General features: G+C 40.0%; 14 protein-coding genes. 8 read left to right on the forward strand and 6 right to left on the reverse strand.

The features are described 5' to 3' along the window. Positions 1-37: 37 nt before the first annotated feature. Positions 38-676: a GGDEF domain-containing protein gene (locus FH971_RS20485; RefSeq protein ID WP_240778418.1), complete on the reverse strand. Its 639-nt coding sequence runs from the start codon at positions 674-676 to the stop codon at positions 38-40. Positions 677-1,584: 908 nt separating this feature from the next. On the opposite strand from FH971_RS20485, the gene FH971_RS00790 reads away from it, so the two are divergent. Next, entirely contained in the window at positions 1,585-2,859 is a 1,275-nt protein-coding gene (locus FH971_RS00790) for a CinA family nicotinamide mononucleotide deamidase-related protein (protein ID WP_140232982.1), read from the forward strand. 186 nt (positions 2,860-3,045) lie between these two features. Here the strand turns inward: FH971_RS00790 and FH971_RS00795 are convergent, their stop codons facing one another. Then, positions 3,046-4,227 carry a flagellar assembly protein T N-terminal domain-containing protein gene (locus FH971_RS00795; protein WP_140232984.1) on the reverse strand — a complete coding sequence of 394 codons (1,182 nt, stop codon included), beginning with the start codon at positions 4,225-4,227 and terminating at the stop codon, positions 3,046-3,048. 4 nt (positions 4,228-4,231) lie between these two features. Further along, positions 4,232-4,960 carry a flagellar basal body L-ring protein FlgH gene (locus FH971_RS00800; protein WP_140232986.1) on the reverse strand — a complete coding sequence of 243 codons (729 nt, stop codon included), beginning with the start codon at positions 4,958-4,960 and terminating at the stop codon, positions 4,232-4,234. A gap of 634 nt (positions 4,961-5,594) precedes the next feature. Between FH971_RS00800 and FH971_RS00805 the strand changes: the two genes are divergently transcribed. Both FH971_RS00805 and FH971_RS00810 read left to right on the forward strand, forming a co-directional pair. Further along, a complete protein-coding gene (locus tag FH971_RS00805) occupies positions 5,595-6,320 on the forward strand; it encodes a hypothetical protein (RefSeq protein ID WP_140232988.1) in 726 nt (241 codons plus the stop codon). Between the two features lie 108 nt (positions 6,321-6,428). Further along, a complete protein-coding gene (locus FH971_RS00810; protein WP_140232990.1) occupies positions 6,429-6,884 on the forward strand; it encodes an LPP20 family lipoprotein in 456 nt (151 codons plus the stop codon). Between the two features lie 63 nt (positions 6,885-6,947). Here the strand turns inward: FH971_RS00810 and FH971_RS00815 are convergent, their stop codons facing one another. From FH971_RS00815 to argE, 3 genes are all read right to left on the reverse strand, one after another. Then, positions 6,948-7,487, reverse strand: coding sequence for a YceB family lipoprotein (locus FH971_RS00815; RefSeq protein ID WP_137223841.1), 540 nt, complete (start codon positions 7,485-7,487; stop codon positions 6,948-6,950). Further along, complete coding sequence (gene ppc / locus FH971_RS00820; protein WP_137223840.1) at positions 7,484-10,132, reverse strand: phosphoenolpyruvate carboxylase; 2,649 nt, start codon at positions 10,130-10,132, stop codon at positions 7,484-7,486. The genes FH971_RS00815 and ppc overlap by 4 nt, the downstream gene beginning before the upstream one ends. Before the next feature lie 152 nt (positions 10,133-10,284). Further along, entirely contained in the window at positions 10,285-11,436 is a 1,152-nt protein-coding gene (argE, locus tag FH971_RS00825) for an acetylornithine deacetylase (RefSeq protein WP_137223838.1), read from the reverse strand. A 266-nt stretch (positions 11,437-11,702) separates the two neighbouring features. Between argE and argC the strand changes: the two genes are divergently transcribed. The 5 genes from argC (at position 11,703) to argH (ending at position 17,427) form a co-directional block, all read left to right on the forward strand. Continuing rightward, on the forward strand, positions 11,703-12,683 hold the full coding sequence (gene argC, locus FH971_RS00830; RefSeq protein WP_140232992.1) for an N-acetyl-gamma-glutamyl-phosphate reductase: 981 nt from the start codon (positions 11,703-11,705) through the stop codon (positions 12,681-12,683). Between the two features lie 30 nt (positions 12,684-12,713). Next, positions 12,714-13,493, forward strand: a complete 780-nt coding sequence (argB, locus tag FH971_RS00835; protein WP_140232994.1) for an acetylglutamate kinase — start codon at positions 12,714-12,716, stop codon at positions 13,491-13,493. Positions 13,494-13,507: 14 nt separating this feature from the next. After that, on the forward strand, positions 13,508-14,413 hold the full coding sequence (locus FH971_RS00840) for an ornithine carbamoyltransferase (RefSeq protein ID WP_137223832.1): 906 nt from the start codon (positions 13,508-13,510) through the stop codon (positions 14,411-14,413). 93 nt (positions 14,414-14,506) lie between these two features. Next, the gene (locus FH971_RS00845; RefSeq protein WP_137223830.1) at positions 14,507-15,730 is read left to right on the forward strand and encodes an argininosuccinate synthase; all 1,224 of its coding nucleotides are present in this window, start codon (positions 14,507-14,509) and stop codon (positions 15,728-15,730) included. 332 nt (positions 15,731-16,062) lie between these two features. Further along, positions 16,063-17,427 (forward strand): argininosuccinate lyase, encoded by a 1,365-nt coding sequence (gene argH, locus FH971_RS00850; RefSeq protein ID WP_140235483.1) that lies wholly within the window; start codon positions 16,063-16,065, stop codon positions 17,425-17,427. The last annotated feature ends 419 nt before the right edge of the window (positions 17,428-17,846 follow it).

Genomic DNA, 17,846 nt, shown 5'->3' on the forward strand with positions numbered 1-17,846 from the left:
GCTACGCGATCTTCTCATAAAGTATGAATTGGTATATTTATGTGCATACTTGATTTCTTCCACTATCTTTTGCTTTGTAAAGAGCTTTATCCGCTTCTTTCATACATTGCTCAAAGTTTTGGTCTACTTGATGTTGAGCACAACCAATTGAGACTGTGACGTTAACTGTTGGTTGTTTCTCAGATATTTTTTTATTACGTTTCTTAGTGGCGTTTTTATCTTGCTTCCCTTTCCGTTTTTCTTCTCTGAGTACTATGTTGTACTTTTCTATGTTAACTCTAACTTGGTCTAAATCAGATAATACTCGTTGAATCTCTTTGCTAGGGAATACAATGGTGAACTCTTCACCGCCATAACGAAAGGCTTTACCACCGCCAGTGACTTGAGCCAATTTAGCAGCGACTAATTTAAGAACTTGATCGCCAACGTCATGGCCATAGGTATCGTTGAATTTTTTAAAATGATCAATGTCGACCATAGCTACAGAGTATTTCCGCCCTAATGATAGGCTTAAATTGAATAAGGCTCGCCTAGAGGGTAATCCTGTCAGTTCATCTCGGTAAGCGAGAAAGTATGAATCGATTAAAACAGTAGCCAAGAAGAAAAAGGCGATCATATTAAGTAGCACTGATAACGGTAGCCAATTGGGAAAGCTAAAATGAATTAGCCATAACAAAAAGGTTATTCCGAGACTGGTATGTAGAAGATTACTGTTCCAGCATAATTTGATGAATAAAATTGTACCTATGAAATATAGCGGCAATCTAGAGAAGTTACTTGCTGATAGAAATGGCAGATAAGTTTGATGCAGAGTTAACATTTGTTGTGAGTAGCTGCTTAGCATCAGTATCCATAAATAAGCAGTTAAAAAGCAGGTTAAGATGATTCCAACTCTCAATAAGCTATGCACACTAATGAGTCCACGGTCTTTTATAAAACTGAAAACCGTAATAATTAATCCACCGGCGATCAATATCAATTCATTTTGTTTGGGATTAAAAGTTGAGTTTTGACTGAATACATAAAAGATCAGTAATAGCACACCAATGTAACTTAACCGGCTTCGATTAAATTGGAGTGAGATAATTGTGGCACAACCTAATAGCCAATAAGGCATATATTGGATAGTTTTTTGCCAATTTAACCAAAATTCTTGAAAGTGCTCAATAAGTCCAAGAAGGATTGCTGTAATTAACAGCGGTATTAGTAGGTAACGACAAGAATGATAGAAACTGCTCAAAAAAATCTCCAAAAATTTCGCTTACGACAGAATATGCCGAGACACAGATAAGACTGTAAGGTATTCATTGTCCGATAAAAAGTGTTCGACACTGTTTTTGTGATTGATTATGGTAAATCATGTCAGTTTGAGTGACATAAAAAATTATTACAGCACAAAAACAGAACAACTATTTGTTAACTCAAGGTTGTTGATGGTTTAGTGTTGAAAAATACCTTTATGCTTGCTATTGATTTACAAGTTACTTAAGTTAGCTGCTATTGAATATGCTTTAAGAATTAAGCTGATGATATTTAGGATACTCTTTATTTATTTGCTTAATATATTATTGTTGAGAGGCACACATGAAGTTAGAAATGATTTGTACTGGTGAAGAGGTCTTGTCTGGCCAGATAGTCGATACTAATGCAGCTTGGGTTGCTAATACCTTGATGGAATTGGGTATAGAAATGCAATACCGGGTGACGGTTGGTGATCGAATGGATGATCTGGTTGCTGTATTTCAAGAACGCAGTAAGCACGCAGATGTAATTATTGTAAATGGTGGTTTGGGGCCAACCAGCGATGATATGTCCGCATTAGCCATGGCTAATGCTAAGGGGGAAGACCTTGTTGAGAATGTTGAATGGCGTGAACATTTAGAAGATTGGTTTAGTCGCAACAATCGCGTTATGGCCAAAAGTAATTTAAAACAAGCTTGGTTACCCGCTTCTGCAGTAATGGTTGATAATCCTGTCGGTACCGCATGTGGTTTTAGAGTAAAGCTGAATAATGCTTGGTTGTTTTTTACACCTGGTGTGCCATTTGAATTAAAGCACATGATTACCGAGCAGTTTATTCCATTTATTACAGAAGAGTTTGGTATCCAACAAAAGTCTGCTTTAGAAAAACTACTGACTATCGGCCATGGCGAGTCATCATTAGCCGATACACTGTCAGAGATCACTTTACCAGCAGGGATAGAGTTAGGCTATCGCTCTTCAATGCCACATATTGAAATTAAGATATTCGCACGTGGTGATAAAGCTATACGTCAATTACCAGATGTAACCAAGCAGGTTAAAGCCTTATTGGGCTGTGCGGTTGTTGCTGAGAATCGAGCAACATTGTCAGAAGAGATCCATCATCGTTTATACCAGTCCGGTTTAAGTCTTAGTGTGGCAGAGTCTTGTACTGGTGGCATGATCACCAGTCAATTAATCGATTTTGCCGGAAGTTCATCATACTTGCATCATGGATTAGTGACTTACAGTAATGAGTCTAAAGTGAAAGTATTAGGCGTTAATCCACAGATTTTAGATGATCATGGTGCAGTGTCTATTCCTACCGTTGAAGCAATGGCACAAGGTGTGAGAGGGATCTTAGACAGTGATTTTGCGTTAGCCACTAGCGGTATTGCGGGCCCTGATGGAGGAACCGATGACAAACCTGTAGGGACAGTTGCAATAGCATTGGCAACTAAACACGGGGTATACAGCCAAATGGTGAAATTGCCAAAGCGGTCACGTCAGCTTGTGAGGAGCATGAGTACGGCAATCGCTTACGATATGCTTCGCCGCGCATTGCTTGAAGAAGCCGTTATTGTTGATTACCCGTCAATTCCTCGGTTCGCAAAGTAAATCTATATTGTCTAGCTTGTTTGCCCTGAGAGTAAGCAAGTTAGATTTAATAACGAGGTTTGCTGATACTTTAGATAAGTGATCTCACATGGGTATTTATATTTTTAGGTAAAAACCACTGGCAGCATGTTCACTTGGATAAACATATTTGCTTCATTCATTGTGCCAGTGGTCATCGTTTCTATGTTATTGCGGGGCTGTAGTGACAACATCATAAAGGTCAATTTGATGTTGCTTCATGCCATTTAGGTCCTGTTTAGGTGGTACTCTTAATAGGCTTATTTTCTTACTTACCTGGACAACTTCTAAATATGTTGCTTCATTTGGTGGCATCAATGTAGTTAAAATGGTTTGATTCAATGGGATATTTTTAAGTTTAATGTGCTTAAACATATCGCCAGTTTTTACCCCATGCAATGTACCAATATTAATGGTGATAAATTCATCATCTTTATCGATTACCTTGGCTTTTGTTGCCTCACAACTCAGCGTCTCATTAATGTCCTTGGCCGCCTTGAAGAGCGTATCAACAATGGTTTGTCCATATTCACTTCGCCAAAAAAGACTGTTAGATAAATCGACTTGGTTAAATGAATTGAAACTCCAACCCCCTTCTCCGTGATATTCATTCTCTAATACAATACTGTCGCTGATCCTATCGTACATGAAGACTTTCATCGTAAAATTACGTTTAGGTGATGTCGTGCTATTGAGTAATCCTGATTTGGTTTCATTAAATAATCCTATGTCGCGTAGATAACCAAACACTAGATATTGACTCTGATATTGGCTGCTTAGTGCATGCGATATACGATTAACGGACCGTAAATTGACTGTATCCATGCTGGAATTTGGTTTAAACACCATTTGAGGTATGAGTTCTTCGACGAACACATTGGGTTGATTGATGAGCTCATTTTTAAAACGTGATACGACATGAAAAGGGAGTGTATAAATATCACCTGCAGCCGCTTGTGCTGGTGTTAATAATGGAAATTGAGCAATAACCAGTTGTTTCTGATATTGATCTTTAGTGCAATTCAAACTCGTTTGTAGATTTACCTTAATATTAATCGTTAATGTGTCATTGGCGACAGATTCATTAAGAATTTTTATCTCACTAATTTGGTGTTCTGATTGAATATTACTGGTGCTTTTACTCAAGATCCCATCAGAAACCGTGGTTTCAATTTTAATATAACTGCTTGCTTGTAATGAAGCATTCTCAATGGCTTGTTGGATAACTTTCTTTCGTATGTCATTGTAATCTTTACCATCAATAGGTGATGATGCTTGTCCTGTGTACCATTGAGCATACAAGGTTGATGGCATGAGGCATATTACTATGAGTAATAGAATTTTTGTCATGTCTTTACCCAAATATGTTGAGTAGTTTGCTGATCAATGACGGGTCTTGATTGTCTTGTTGTTCACCTTTAGCGCTGACTTCGATGATTGAATTGCCCACCATATTTGAGTTAATTGAGTGGTCTGGTGCAATATCGGTTATTCTGATTTCACCTGAAAACCTAACGTACTCATCACCTTTATTGAGTTTGAGCCATTTTTCTCCAGCAACAATTAAATTCCCATTAGGCAGTTTTTCTCTAACCGAAACCGTAATGGTTCCAGATAAAGAGTTATTTTGATTACTCTCCGATGAGCTATCGAAGCTTTTTTCTTGCGTATAATCAGCACTTAGATTATCTGTATTAATGTTAATATTGCCCGCTGTAATTGAAGGCGATAAAGCAAACTCATTAGAGTTATCTCTCTGATAACTTACAGATTTTTTCGATGTCATTTCTTCATTTAATCTAATGAGGATCATGTCGCCGATTTCATAGCGATTATTATTTTGATAGATACTGTATATATTATTTGGGTTAAATAGTGATCCTGTTATTTGAGGGACTTGTTGAATATTATTATTTCGAACAGGACGGAATTGGGGATCTCCTTTAATCGCTTCCTCACTATTTTCTACTACATTCATAGTAGTATTTTCTTTTACGGGGCTTTTTATTTCAGCTACTTCTGTCGTTGAACAAGCGGAAATACAAGTTAGAAATAGTGGCAATATAATTATTTTAAATTTCATTATTATTATAAGTGAGATTATTGTGGCTTCATTTTATATTTAACTTTATCGTATTTCCTAAGAATTATTCGAATTCTTCTTTATTTTTACTTGGGTTTACCTGAGTTTACTCATATTTACATACATTTACTTTTATTTGATTATCATACATTATCAGTTGATTATTAGATGTTTTCTATATAGTTTTACAAAATTTATTTTATGAATTTGTATATTGTGATCTTGGTTGTAGAATCTATTTTGTAATTGCTGTATTGGGCCGGTAAGTATAATTAATAGTCAGTATTATTCGGTTTGGTATACGTTTATTTGATAAGAGTGGTTGGTGTATTTTAATTCAATATCAGTTTTTAATCGTTATTTTGCTCTCAGGCGTTGACTGATTTATATGGTTTTGTAAAATGCGGTTCGCCTAATTTTGATGTGGGTTGTATATTAAGTTAGAACCATAAATCTAACAATTATATTAGTAAAATAATAACTTAAGTAGTCAGTTTTTAATAAGTTATTTTTTATTATAATGCTTAAGGTTAATACTCGATTTTTTATATTAGCCTTTTTACATATTATAGTGCATTAAATATACGCTGTTGCAGTGTTGTATTTATGATTTCTATTAGTTGAGATAATAAAATTGAGCTTAGTTAATAATTTAGATACGACAACAAGTAATGTCAATAATGTTATAAGTCAGTCGCAGCCGGCTGTTGATTCAAGTAATGAACAAAACAGTTTTGGGACAATACTTGAATCGTTATCATCTGGTGCAGATACCATCAGTACATCGTTAACATCACTCACTAATTTTGACATTCTTCCTATCGACAGTTTTCAGAGTAAACTATTACTTGAAACAGGGCTCAGTGATGCAAATCTTTTGTCATTAAATGTATCTGACGATATGATTTCTCAAATGCAACAAGAGTTATTATCTTCATTACAGACAAGTATGATAAAAAATACTGCTGTAATGTCACCATCTTCAACGACTGAGTCAGCAGAATCAAGCGAAGGCATTACCACAACACCATTGGTAGACGGGATTAGTGATTCAAGTGTTTTAGATGACATTTACACATTTACATTTGGCGAGGATGGATTAGATCAAAATGATTTTTTTGATTCTATTAATGTGTTAAATCATATTCCTATAGTGTCTGACATCTATCAAATTTCTACAGACACCGACATAAGTCCGGTATCGAAACTAGTGGGCAGTATGCTCTATTCTGGCGCAATTGGAGTGGGTGTTACAGCGGTTGAAATGGGGCTAAATTATTTAACGGGCTATAACACCAAAGACATCGTTGCCGATACTGGACTACTTTTATCATTAACTGATGAGCAAGACGACAGTTAGCCTCCGCAGCTATTAATACCTGCCTTAGAATAAGATGGAGGGCTGAGATTATCTGCTATTTTGTGCTGAGTTATATTTTAATAAAACTAAAATGAGCGATCGCTATCAATGATAAAATATCTAATCGTACTGTGCTTGCTTATTTCGGGATGCAACTTACTTCAAGGTGAGTCTAGTCAGTATCGTCCTAGTGTTTTCCCTGTGTTAACTGCGGTGGGTTATGCACCGATAGATCGTCAACCAGCAGAACTTCGCTCTGAGCAAATTTTAATGGCAATGGAGTCATCAAAGATTTTGGCTTACCGAGAGTTAGCTGAACAAGTATATGGCCTACAGCTTAATTCCAGCACAGCAGTTCGAGATTGGTCGATGAAAAGCAGTGATACAAAAATATTGGTTTCTGGGTTGATTAAAGGCGCCCGAGTCGTTAAAACGTACCCTGTGGATGGATTTTATGTCACCGAATTAGAGCTCGACTATAAGCTGGTTTGGGATTTATATGAGCAATCTGAAAGTCCACAGCAAAATAGCATTTTAGTCATCGAACCTGTACAGAATTTTTAGACATTACTGAGCAATAATAAAAAAAGCACCTTAAGGTGCTTTTTTTAATTGCTGCGATAAACGTTAAAACTTCACTACTAGTTTACCTTTTTGTACTGCTATCTCTTTGGTCATTTTAGCCATTAATGCTTGATTACTGTCTCGAGTGTCAAGTGTGTACACTGGCTGGTTTTCGAGATAATTACGCAAGAATCCCATTAATTGTGGCGTTGCCTGGCTGATGTAACGTTCAATATCAGCGGGTTCGGACTCAACCTTGACTAAGTTTAGCTGACGAAGATAAACACTTTTAGTATTACTGTCATACCAAGGCACTGCTTCAAATGTGGTTTTTAGTTTGGCGTGTATCGGGAGTAATGGGTTATTCACCGTGATGACTGTTGCTGCTGTCACCGCCATAGTATTTGGCTTGGCGCCCAATACTACCTGCATATCATTTAGTTTAAGCGAGACTCCAATTAACCTGTTGCCTTGTTTTACCTCAAAATGCATATCTTTATTAAGATATTGCTCTATTTCTGACTCGGTGATGCTGTACTGACTGGCACAGCCAGTCAGTAATAATAACAAACCAAGTCTAAGGGTTTTAACCAAGGTTATCATCCAGTGTTTCTCATTCCTGCTGCTACGCCGGCAATGGTCAGCATAAGTGCTAGTTGAACATCGGCAGATGGCTCAACTTCTCTACGTGTACGGGCTAATAGCTCGGTTTGTAAGAAGTTAAGTGGGTCGATGTATGGGTTACGTAATTTAACAGACTCACGACTCCAAGGAGTGTGTGCCATTAACTCTGTAGCCTGAGTTAATGATAATACCGCATCAATTCCTAATTGCAGGCGCTGACGTAGTTTTTCACCTAAATGATGTAGCTCTGGTTTGACTAAACATAGTTCGTAATACGCGGCTAGATGAGGCTCTGCTTTGGTGTAGACCATTTCTAGCATTGAAATACGGGTTTCAAAAAATGGCCATTGCTGTTCCATTTCACGAAGTAGTTCAAGCTCACCTCGATCTGCAGCGGCTTGCAAGGCTTCGCCAGCACCAAGCCAAGCGGGTAACATTAAGCGGTTTTGCGACCAAGCAAAAATCCACGGAATAGCACGTAAACTTTCAATACCGCCATCGACCTTACGTTTTGCAGGGCGACTGCCAAGAGGCAATTTCCCGAGTTCTACTTCGGGAGTGGCTGTTCTGAAGTACTCAACAAAGTCAGGCTCTTCACGAACAATACTGCGATAAGACTTTACTGACTCTTCAGCAATGCGTTGCATACAATCACGCCATGATTTTTTGGGCTCTGGTGGCGGTAATAGAGTTGCTTCTAATACGGCTGAGGTATATAGCGCTAAACTCTGTACCGCTAATTTTGGCAAACCAAACTTAAAGCGGATCATTTCGCCTTGTTCCGTTACGCGGATACGACCATCAACCGAACCTGGTGGTTGCGATAAAATGGCTTTATGAGCTGGTCCGCCCCCACGGCCGATTGAACCACCACGGCCATGGAATAGCATCAATTTAACGTCGGCTTTTTTACACACTGCAACTAACTGCTCCTGAGCACGATATTGCGCCCAAGCTGCAGCCATTACACCAGCATCTTTAGCTGAGTCAGAGTAACCAATCATCACTTCTTGCATGCCTTTAGTGTAACCTCGATACCAATCAATATTCAGTAGTGAAGTCATGCAATCGGCGGCACCCTCTAAGTCCGCTAGGGTTTCAAATAACGGTACTACACGCATTGGGTTAGTGCAGCCAGCTTCCTTTAATAGTAATAATACGGTTAATACATCTGATGGTTTACTCGCCATAGAGATAACATACGACCCTAAAGCATTGGCGGGTTGTTGGGCGACTAAATTACAGGTTCTCACAACTTCTGCTACGTCATCACTTGGTTGCCAATGTGTTGGGATCAATGGGCGCTTATTGGTTAATTCTCGTAGTAAAAACGCCTGTTTTTCATTCTCGTCCCAATGATTGTAATCGCCCATCCCCAAATAACGGGTGAGTTCGGCTATTACGTCGCTGTGGCGAGTTGCATCTTGGCGAATATCTAGACGTAGCATGTGAATACCAAAACAAGCTAAACGACGTAAGATGTCGAGTAACAGCCCATTGGCGATCAACTTCATACCGCAATCGCACAAGCTTTTATAAAGTAGTTCAAGTGGCTCAAGTAAATCTGTTTTGTGCCAAATTAATTCGCGGGTATCAACGTCAGGTTTTTTACCTTCAAGACGAGCATTAAGGTAATCGATAGTGTTTCGTAATTGGCAACGTAATTTACGCAATACTTCGCGGTACGGTTCTTTGCTGTTGTCTGTTAATGCTGATAATTCAGCATTAGCTTGATCCATCGACAGTTCGCCAAGCAAAGTAACAATATCTTTTAAGTACAATCTTGCTGCAGCATGACGATTACGGTCTAACACTTCTTGGGTGACGGTTGACGTCACAAAAGGATTACCGTCGCGGTCACCGCCCATCCAGCTTGAAAATCTTACTGGAGAGACATCAATAGGCAATTGTTGACCAGTCTTTTGCTCAAGTTGATCATTGAGTTGACGTAAAAAATCAGGAATAGCCTGCCATAATGATGTTTCGATAGTGCTTAAACCCCAACGTGCTTCATCAACAGGGGTTGGGCGTTCGCTGCGGATCTCGTTGGTATGCCAAATTTGCGCTATAAGCTGACGAAGGCGCAGGGTACTTTGTTTACGCTCGCGATCAGTCAGTTGAGAATTTTCTTGCTCAGTTAAGCAATCTACTACCGCAGCGTATTTTTGAATTAACGTACGACGAGAAATTTCTGTTGGATGCGCGGTTAATACCAAATCAATGTCTAAGTTCTTTAAGCTCTTAATAACATCTTTTTTATCTAAATCGGTATCAAGCATGCGTCCAAGAAGTTGTTCTACTGGGTCGGGCACACAAACTAATTCATCGCAATTGCGGCTAATGGTGTGAAATTGTTCTGCAATGTTAGCTAAATTCAAAAATTGGTTGAAAGCTTTAGCGAAGGGAACCAGTTGTTCATCGGGTAAGGAAGTTAATAACGCTAACATTTGCTCTCGAGACGCTTCGTCACCTTGACGAGATTTTTTCGCTAAAATACGAATTTGTTCTACTTTTTCTAAAAATGCATCACCTAAATGATTCTGCATTGTCTCGCCTAATATCTGGCCTAAATGCCCCACATTTGATCGAAGTGACGCATACATATCTGCCGTTTGCTCTGTCATACCTACTCCCGAAAAAAGAACGATTTTGCCTATAGCTTACTTATAACAATACTCAGCGTATTAATATTGGTCAATACACGAACTGACTGTTTGGTAATTTTATTTCGTAAAAATGTTACATTCATGTAATGACATAAAACCTAAATCAACAATCACTTAATACAAGCGTGATAAATCATTTTCTTAATTAAATCGACCGTTGGTGTTAAGTACTCTAAGCCAATAAATTCGTCTGGCTGGTGGGCTTGATTAATGCTTCCTGGGCCGAGAACCAGAGTTTGGCAACCTAGCTTGTTTATATAAGGTGCTTCAGTCGAATAATTCACCACTTCGGCTTCGTTACCAGACAGCTCTGCCACTAATTTAGTCCATGGATTATCTGCTTTTCCAGCAAATGATTCAGCCCCTGGATACAAGGTGCTGACACTAATGCTACCAGGATACTCCTTACTGATATCTGATAAGTAGTGCAGTACCATTAATTCGAGTTCAGCTAACTCCATACCGGGCAATGGGCGAATATCTAAGTGCAAATCGCAACAACCACAAATACGGTTAGCTGCATCACCGCCATGAATATGACCAAAGTTCATGGTAGGGTAAGGCACTGTAAATGCATCTTCGCGGTAGTTTTCACTTAAATGCTGCTTAAGTTTCATTAATTGACTAATCACTTTATGCATAACTTCAATGGCATTTAAGCCACGGGCCGGATCTGATGAGTGACCGCTACGACCAATGACATGGATCCCTTGAGCTATTTGCCCTTTATGCATATATACCGGCTTTAAGCTGGTGGGTTCACCTATAACAGCAAAGTCAGGGGCGACAACCTTTGAATCCGCAAATGCTTTGGCGCCACTCATGGTTGTTTCTTCGTCAGCACTAGCAAAAATAGTCAGTGGACGCTTAAATTGATCTAGCGGCATGTCTTTTAATGCTTCAAGTACTAAAGCAAAAAAACCTTTCATGTCACACGTACCCAATCCATACCAACGATTGTTTTTTTCTACCATCTCAAATGGGCTTTGGCTCCATAGTCCTTCATCAAAAGGCACTGTGTCGGTGTGACCCGCAAGCAATAATCCACCGCTGCCTGAGCCAATTCTAGCAATGAGATTCTGTTTATTACGCGAATCGGCAACCGTGGGAGTTTCACACTCAAAACCAAGTTCGCTGAACCAATTTTGCAACAAGTTAATAACTGCATGGTTACTCATATCATGTTCAGCTTCGAGTGCACTGATTGATGGAGCTGCAATCAGCTGTGTAAAACAACTTTTTAGATCTGGTAGTGTGCTCATGGGTTACCTTAAAAAATAATGTGTAAAATACTTATTCACATATATTGCATAATTAATATCTTGTGGTAGTCTAGCAAACAGCATTAACCGACACCATAAATAGAACGTTAGAAATGAAAATAAATATGTGCTTTCACACTGCTAAAACCACTATATCAATAATCAACGCGAACTTCCTGCGACGATAGTTAAATATTAGGCGGCTCCCGTCTAAATAGGCTATGCTGACACTTTCTCTCAATCATTATCAAAAAGAAACCAAACTTATGAAAAGCATCGCAATTATTGGCGCTAGTGGTTATACCGGCGCACAAATTACCTCGTTGATTAATGCCGACAGTCACTTCAGTGTACAAGGGTTGTATGTGTCGGAAAACAGTTTAGATAAAGGCCGTAAATTAGCAGATCTATATCCTACTTATAGCCATATGGCTTATACGCTATCGCCGTTATCGGATGAAGCAAAAAAGCAGATTGTTGCCGAAGCCGATGCAGTGATTTTAGCGACTGAGCATTCAGTAAGCTTAGAGCTTGCGGCATGGTTTTATCAACAAGGGCTAGCGGTATTTGATTTAAGCGGAGCTTATCGTTTTGCCGATGTTGCTCAGTACCCTAAATGGTATGGTTTTGAACATACTCATCCTGAAGTATTAGCTGAAGCGGTATATGGGTTAGCAGAATGGAATCGCGAAAAAATTAAACAAACCAGAATGATTGCCGTAGCAGGTTGCTACCCAACGGCATCTTTATTGGCATTAAAACCACTCAAGCCGTTTTTAACTTCTATGTATCCGGTTATCAATGCCGTTAGTGGCGTCACTGGTGCAGGACGTAAAGCACAATTGCACACTAATTTCTGCGAAGTCAGCCTAACACCATACGGTGTATTAGGTCACAGACATCAACCTGAAATAGCGACTCATTTGGGTCAAGAAGTGATTTTCACGCCGCATCTAGGCAACTTTAAGCGTGGTATTTTGGCGACTATTACCGTGCAGCTAAAACCGGGTACTACCGAAGCTGACGTAGAAAAAGCCTATAGCGTATATGACAGCGAGCCAATAGTGACAGTTAAACACAATATGTTCCCTAAAGTTGATGATGTGGTGCACACACCTAATTGTCATATAGGTTGGAAGTATGATGCTAATAGTGGTTATTTAGTGGTCGCCAGTGCGATTGATAATTTAATGAAAGGTGCTGCTAGCCAAGGGCTACAGTGCATGAAAATCCATTTCGGTGTGTAATCGAGTTGCATTAGCAAAGGAATAACAATAATGGCTACAAAATCAGTATTAGTGTTAAAAGTCGGTGGCGCATTACTTCAATGTGAAATGGGTATGGCGCGTTTAATGACCGCTGCAGCAGAAATGCTTGCTGCGGGTCAACAAGTGATATTAGTGCATGGTGGTGGTTGTTTGGTCGACGAACAATTAACGGCTAATGGTAAAGAAACGGTTAAATTAGATGGTTTACGAGTTACGCCAGAAGATCAAATTCCTATTATTGTGGGTGCATTAGCGGGTACCTCGAACAAAATTTTACAAGCTGCGGCAGCCAAAGCTGGCATTATTAGTGTGGGCATGAGTTTAGGCGATGGCAACACGGTAACGGCTAAAATTAAAGATGAGCGTTTAGGGCTAGTGGGCGAAGTTGAACCCAAAGACGCCACCTATTTAAACTTTATATTAAGCCAAGGTTGGATGCCAATTTGCAGTTCGATTGCAATTTCCAGTCAAGGTGAAATGTTAAATGTTAACGCAGATCAAGCCGCGACAGCCTTAGCTAAATTAGTTAACGGTATGCTAGTGCTGTTATCCGATGTGTCGGGTGTGCTAGATGCTAAAGGCCAGCTAATTAGTAGCTTAAACAAAAGTGAAATTGAATACTTAGTCGCCCAAGGGGTGATTGAGAAAGGCATGAAAGTTAAAGTGGAAGCCGCTTTGGAAGTTGCTCAATGGATGGGAAAACCTGTGCAAGTAGCTTCATGGCGCGACGCCGAACAGTTAAAAACCTTAGTTAAAGGTGGGTCCGTCGGGACTCAAATACAACCTTAATGGAGTAGTAGAATATGCAGCACCTATTGTCGATAAAAGAGTTAACTCAATCTCAGCTTTTAGCCATTATTGATCTGGCTAAAAAAATTAAGAATAACCCCGCTGAGTACCGTCGTGCCTTAGATGGAAAAAGCGTTGTGATGCTATTTGAAAAGCCATCACTGCGCACCCGAGTCAGCTTTGACATTGGCATTAATAAATTAGGTGGTCACTGCTTATACTTAGACCAACAAAATGGTGCATTGGGACAACGTGAAACGGTTGCTGATTTTGCGACAAACATTTCATGTTGGGCCGATGCCATTGTTGCCAGAACATATTCACACACAACCATCGAAAAATTAGCTCAACATGGCAGCGTACCGGTCATTAATGCTTTATCTGACTTGTATCATCCATGCCAAGCGTTAGCTGACTTTTTAACACTATCAGAACAGTTTGATGATGTCAGCCAAGCCAAATTAGCTTATGTTGGTGATGGTAATAATGTCACGCATTCATTGATTTATGGCGCTGCGATTTTAGGCATGACCATGACAGTGATTTGCCCAGAAGGCGCATTTCCTGACGCTCTTATTGTGACTGAAGCTCAGGCATTAGCACAAAAGAATGGTGGTAAATTAACCCTAAGTGCTGACATTAATGCCATAGAGGGTCATGATGCAATTTACACTGACACATGGATTTCCATGGGTGATGAAACACCGCTTGCCGATATTAAAGCCCGTTTTGCACCGTACCAAGTTAATAGTGAGCTAATGGCTCAAGCTGGCGCCAAATTCTTTATGCATTGTTTACCAGCACATCGTGGTGTAGAAGTGACTGATGAAGTGATGGATGGCGAAGGCTCATTGATTTTACATCAAGCAGAAAATCGCATGCATGCGCAAAATGCAGTACTAGTGACCTTATTAAGTTAGTCATCTTATTTAAGTTATTCAAAAGATTAAGAAAATAGTGCCGATGGCGTTATTGAAATTGACCATATACGTAATTGATTCTAGGAAATAAACATGTCTAATGCAGTGAAAAAAACCGGTGTTAAAAAAGTGGTATTGGCATATTCGGGTGGTTTAGACACCTCAGCTATTATCCCGTGGCTAAAAGAAACCTATGACAACTGCGAAATCGTCGCATTTTGTGCCGATGTAGGCCAAGGCGAAGAAGAGTTAGTTGGCTTAACTGAAAAAGCCTTAGCTTCAGGCGCTTCTGAGTGCCATATCGTTGACCTAAAAGAAGAGTTTGTTGCTGATTATATTTACCCAACAATCGCAACGGGGGCCATTTACGAAGGCACTTACTTGTTAGGTACATCAATGGCGCGTCCTATTATTGCCAAAGCGCAAGTAGAAGTCGCACGTAAAGTTGGCGCCGATGCGGTATGTCATGGTTGCACCGGTAAAGGTAACGACCAAGTTCGTTTTGAAGGTTGTTTTGCCGCATTAGCACCAGATCTAAAAGTGATCGCGCCTTGGCGTGAATGGGAAATGCGTAGCCGTGAAGACTTACTCGATTACCTTGCTGAGCGTAATATTAAAACCAGCGCATCAGCGACCAAAATTTATAGCCGTGATGCCAATGCATGGCACATTTCGCATGAAGGTGGCGAGTTAGAAGATCCATGGAATGAACCATCAAAAGGCGTGTGGACACTAACAGTTGCACCAGAAGATGCACCAAACGAGCCTGAATATGTCTCGTTAGCGATTAAAAATGGTCGTGTGACCCATGTCAATGATGAAGCATTATCACCCTATGCTGCACTCATGAAGCTAAACGACATTGCAGGCAAGCACGGTGTAGGTCGTATCGACATTACAGAAAACCGTTTAGTGGGCATGAAGTCTCGTGGTTGTTATGAAACACCAGGCGGCACAGTAATGTTTGCAGGTCTGCGTGCCATTGAAGAATTGGTACTAGATAAAACCAGCCGCACTTGGCGCGAGCAAATTGCTGGCCAAATGTCGCACCTAGTATACGACGGTCGTTGGTTTACACCTTTATGTAAATCACTTATCGCAGCGTCAGAGTCATTAGCTGAATCCGTTAATGGTGATGTAGTGATTAAGCTTTACAAAGGTCAAGCGACAGCCGTTAAAAAGCGTTCGCCAAACAGTTTGTATTCAGAAGCTTTCGCAACGTTTGGTGAAGATGACGTATACGATCAAAAACATGCAGAAGGCTTTATCCGTTTGTATTCTTTAGCGAGCCGTATACGCGCGCTAAACACTAAATAGATTTTACGCCAACGATATAAGGCGCTGCAAAGCGCCTTTCTTATAATGACTTTTGACAAACAGAGAGTCATTACAAGAAAGAGAATATTATACAACCTGAACTCGGGATAACAAACGACTCTCAAACAGCCCTTTGCCCTGCTAACTACGTTGAATCGACTTGCAATAGGCTAGCTATTGACGCGTCAATTCGTCTTGTTAGTAAAGCAAATGACAAGTTTGATAGAGAGCAATGATTAAGATTTTGAGCTTTACATTATCTTCTCATCTCTTATCCCGAGTTCAGGTTATCTACATTATTGAACGATAATTTCAACACAGAGGATACCGACATGGCGTTATGGGGCGGAAGATTTCAGGGCGAAACCAGTGCACTTTTTAAGTTATTTAATGACTCATTGCCAGTGGATTATCGCTTATTTGAACAAGACGTTGTCGGTTCAATCGCATGGGCTGATGCCATTGCCAGTGTCGGTATTATTACTGCTAAAGAATGTACCGATTTAAAAGCCGCTTTACATGAATTGCTCATCGAAGTTGGGAATGATACTCAAGCCATTATCAGCAACGGCGCTGAAGATATTCACAGCTTTGTGGAACAAAAGCTGATTGCCAAAGTGGGTGATTTAGGTAAAAAACTTCACACGGGCCGTTCACGTAATGACCAAGTTGCGACTGATTTAAAATTGTGGTGCAAAAAAGAAGGTGCAGCATTACTTGCTCGTTTAGGCACATTACATACTGAGTTAGTTGCATTAGCCGAGCGTGAAGTCGATGCAGTTATGCCGGGTTACACCCATTTACAGCGTGCACAGCCGGTTACTTTTGGTCACTGGGCGTTAGCTTATGTGGAAATGTATGAGCGTGACATTAGCCGTCTGCAAGATGCATTAAGCCGTGCCGATTCATGTCCGTTAGGTTCAGGCGCATTGGCGGGCACAGCATATCCGATTGATCGCCATGCGTTAGCATCAGCGTTAAACTTTGCTCGACCAACCTTAAACAGTTTAGACAGTGTGTCGGACCGTGACCACGTGGTTGAATTATGCAGCGCTGCGTCAATCAGCATGATGCATTTAAGCCGTATGGCCGAAGATTTAATATTCTTCAACTCTGGTGAAGCTAACTTTATCTCACTAGCCGATGAAGTCACTTCTGGCTCATCACTGATGCCACAAAAGAAAAACCCAGATGCGTTAGAGCTTATTCGTGGTAAAACCGGCCGTGTTTATGGCAGCTTAATGGGGATTTTAACCACAATGAAAGCCTTGCCATTGGCTTACAACAAAGACATGCAAGAAGATAAAGAAGGCTTATTTGACGTGGTCGACAGCTGGGCTATTTGCTTAGATATGGCGGCACTAGTATTGTCTGGCTTAAAAGTAAATCGTCCACAAGCCTTGGTAGCCGCTCAACAAGGTTATGCTAATGCAACCGAATTAGCTGATTATCTTGTCGCTAAAGGCATGCCGTTCCGTGAAGCGCATCATGTGGTGGGCGAAGTGGTGGTATTTGCCATTGACCAGCAAAAGCCAATTGAAGACTTAACCGTAGCTGAGTTACAACAGTTTGCTAAAGTGATTAGTGATGATGTTTATCCTAATTTAACTATTAAAGCCTGTTTAGAGAAACGTGATGTATTAGGTGGTACCGCCATCAATCAAGTGCAAGCTGTTATCGCGGCTAAAAAATCATAATTAACCTTAGCTTGGGTTAAGAAATGAGATAATAATTGACGTTAAGTACATATTTGTATAATTAAGCGTTGAATGAATGCCTATAAAAGCCCTGTCGATATTAGTCGATGGGGCTTTTGTGTTTAATCCACTCAGACCGATTATGCATAGCGTTTATGTTATTAGTGTTAATAACCTCTAAGGTTGCCGCATGATTTTTCTGAATGTCATCTCAAATACTTTCGCCATATATTGTTGTGTAAAGGCTGTTTAAATAAATTTTTATTCAATATTGGAGTAAAAGCTTAAAACATGTGTGTTAATTCCTACTTTTTGGCTTATACCCGCATGAGTGACTGCCTGTAAACATATCCCATGTTCCTTATCACAGATCGCTCATCTTGATTCAAACACCAAGGCTATTTGTGGCCTGTAAAGCC

The organism is Shewanella polaris, from assembly GCF_006385555.1.
GTDB classification, from domain to species: Bacteria; Pseudomonadota; Gammaproteobacteria; order Enterobacterales; family Shewanellaceae; genus Shewanella; species Shewanella polaris.

Excerpts from the sequence above, each read along its gene's own strand:
- argE (WP_137223838.1), bottom strand. The coding sequence starts at position 11,436 with ATGAGCACACTACCAGATCTAAAAAGTTGTTTTACACAGCTGATTGCA.
- ppc (WP_137223840.1), bottom strand. The coding sequence starts at position 10,132 with ATGACAGAGCAAACGGCAGATATGTATGCGTCACTTCGATCAAATGTG.
- FH971_RS00845 (WP_137223830.1), top strand. The coding sequence starts at position 14,507 with ATGTCTAATGCAGTGAAAAAAACCGGTGTTAAAAAAGTGGTATTGGCA.
- FH971_RS00840 (WP_137223832.1), top strand. The coding sequence starts at position 13,508 with ATGCAGCACCTATTGTCGATAAAAGAGTTAACTCAATCTCAGCTTTTA.
- argB (WP_140232994.1), top strand. The coding sequence starts at position 12,714 with ATGGCTACAAAATCAGTATTAGTGTTAAAAGTCGGTGGCGCATTACTT.
- argH (WP_140235483.1), top strand. The coding sequence starts at position 16,063 with ATGGCGTTATGGGGCGGAAGATTTCAGGGCGAAACCAGTGCACTTTTT.
- FH971_RS00815 (WP_137223841.1), bottom strand. The coding sequence starts at position 7,487 with ATGATAACCTTGGTTAAAACCCTTAGACTTGGTTTGTTATTATTACTG.
- FH971_RS00790 (WP_140232982.1), top strand. The coding sequence starts at position 1,585 with ATGAAGTTAGAAATGATTTGTACTGGTGAAGAGGTCTTGTCTGGCCAG.
- FH971_RS00810 (WP_140232990.1), top strand. The coding sequence starts at position 6,429 with ATGATAAAATATCTAATCGTACTGTGCTTGCTTATTTCGGGATGCAAC.
- argC (WP_140232992.1), top strand. The coding sequence starts at position 11,703 with ATGAAAAGCATCGCAATTATTGGCGCTAGTGGTTATACCGGCGCACAA.
- FH971_RS00800 (WP_140232986.1), bottom strand. The coding sequence starts at position 4,960 with ATGAAATTTAAAATAATTATATTGCCACTATTTCTAACTTGTATTTCC.
- FH971_RS00795 (WP_140232984.1), bottom strand. The coding sequence starts at position 4,227 with ATGACAAAAATTCTATTACTCATAGTAATATGCCTCATGCCATCAACC.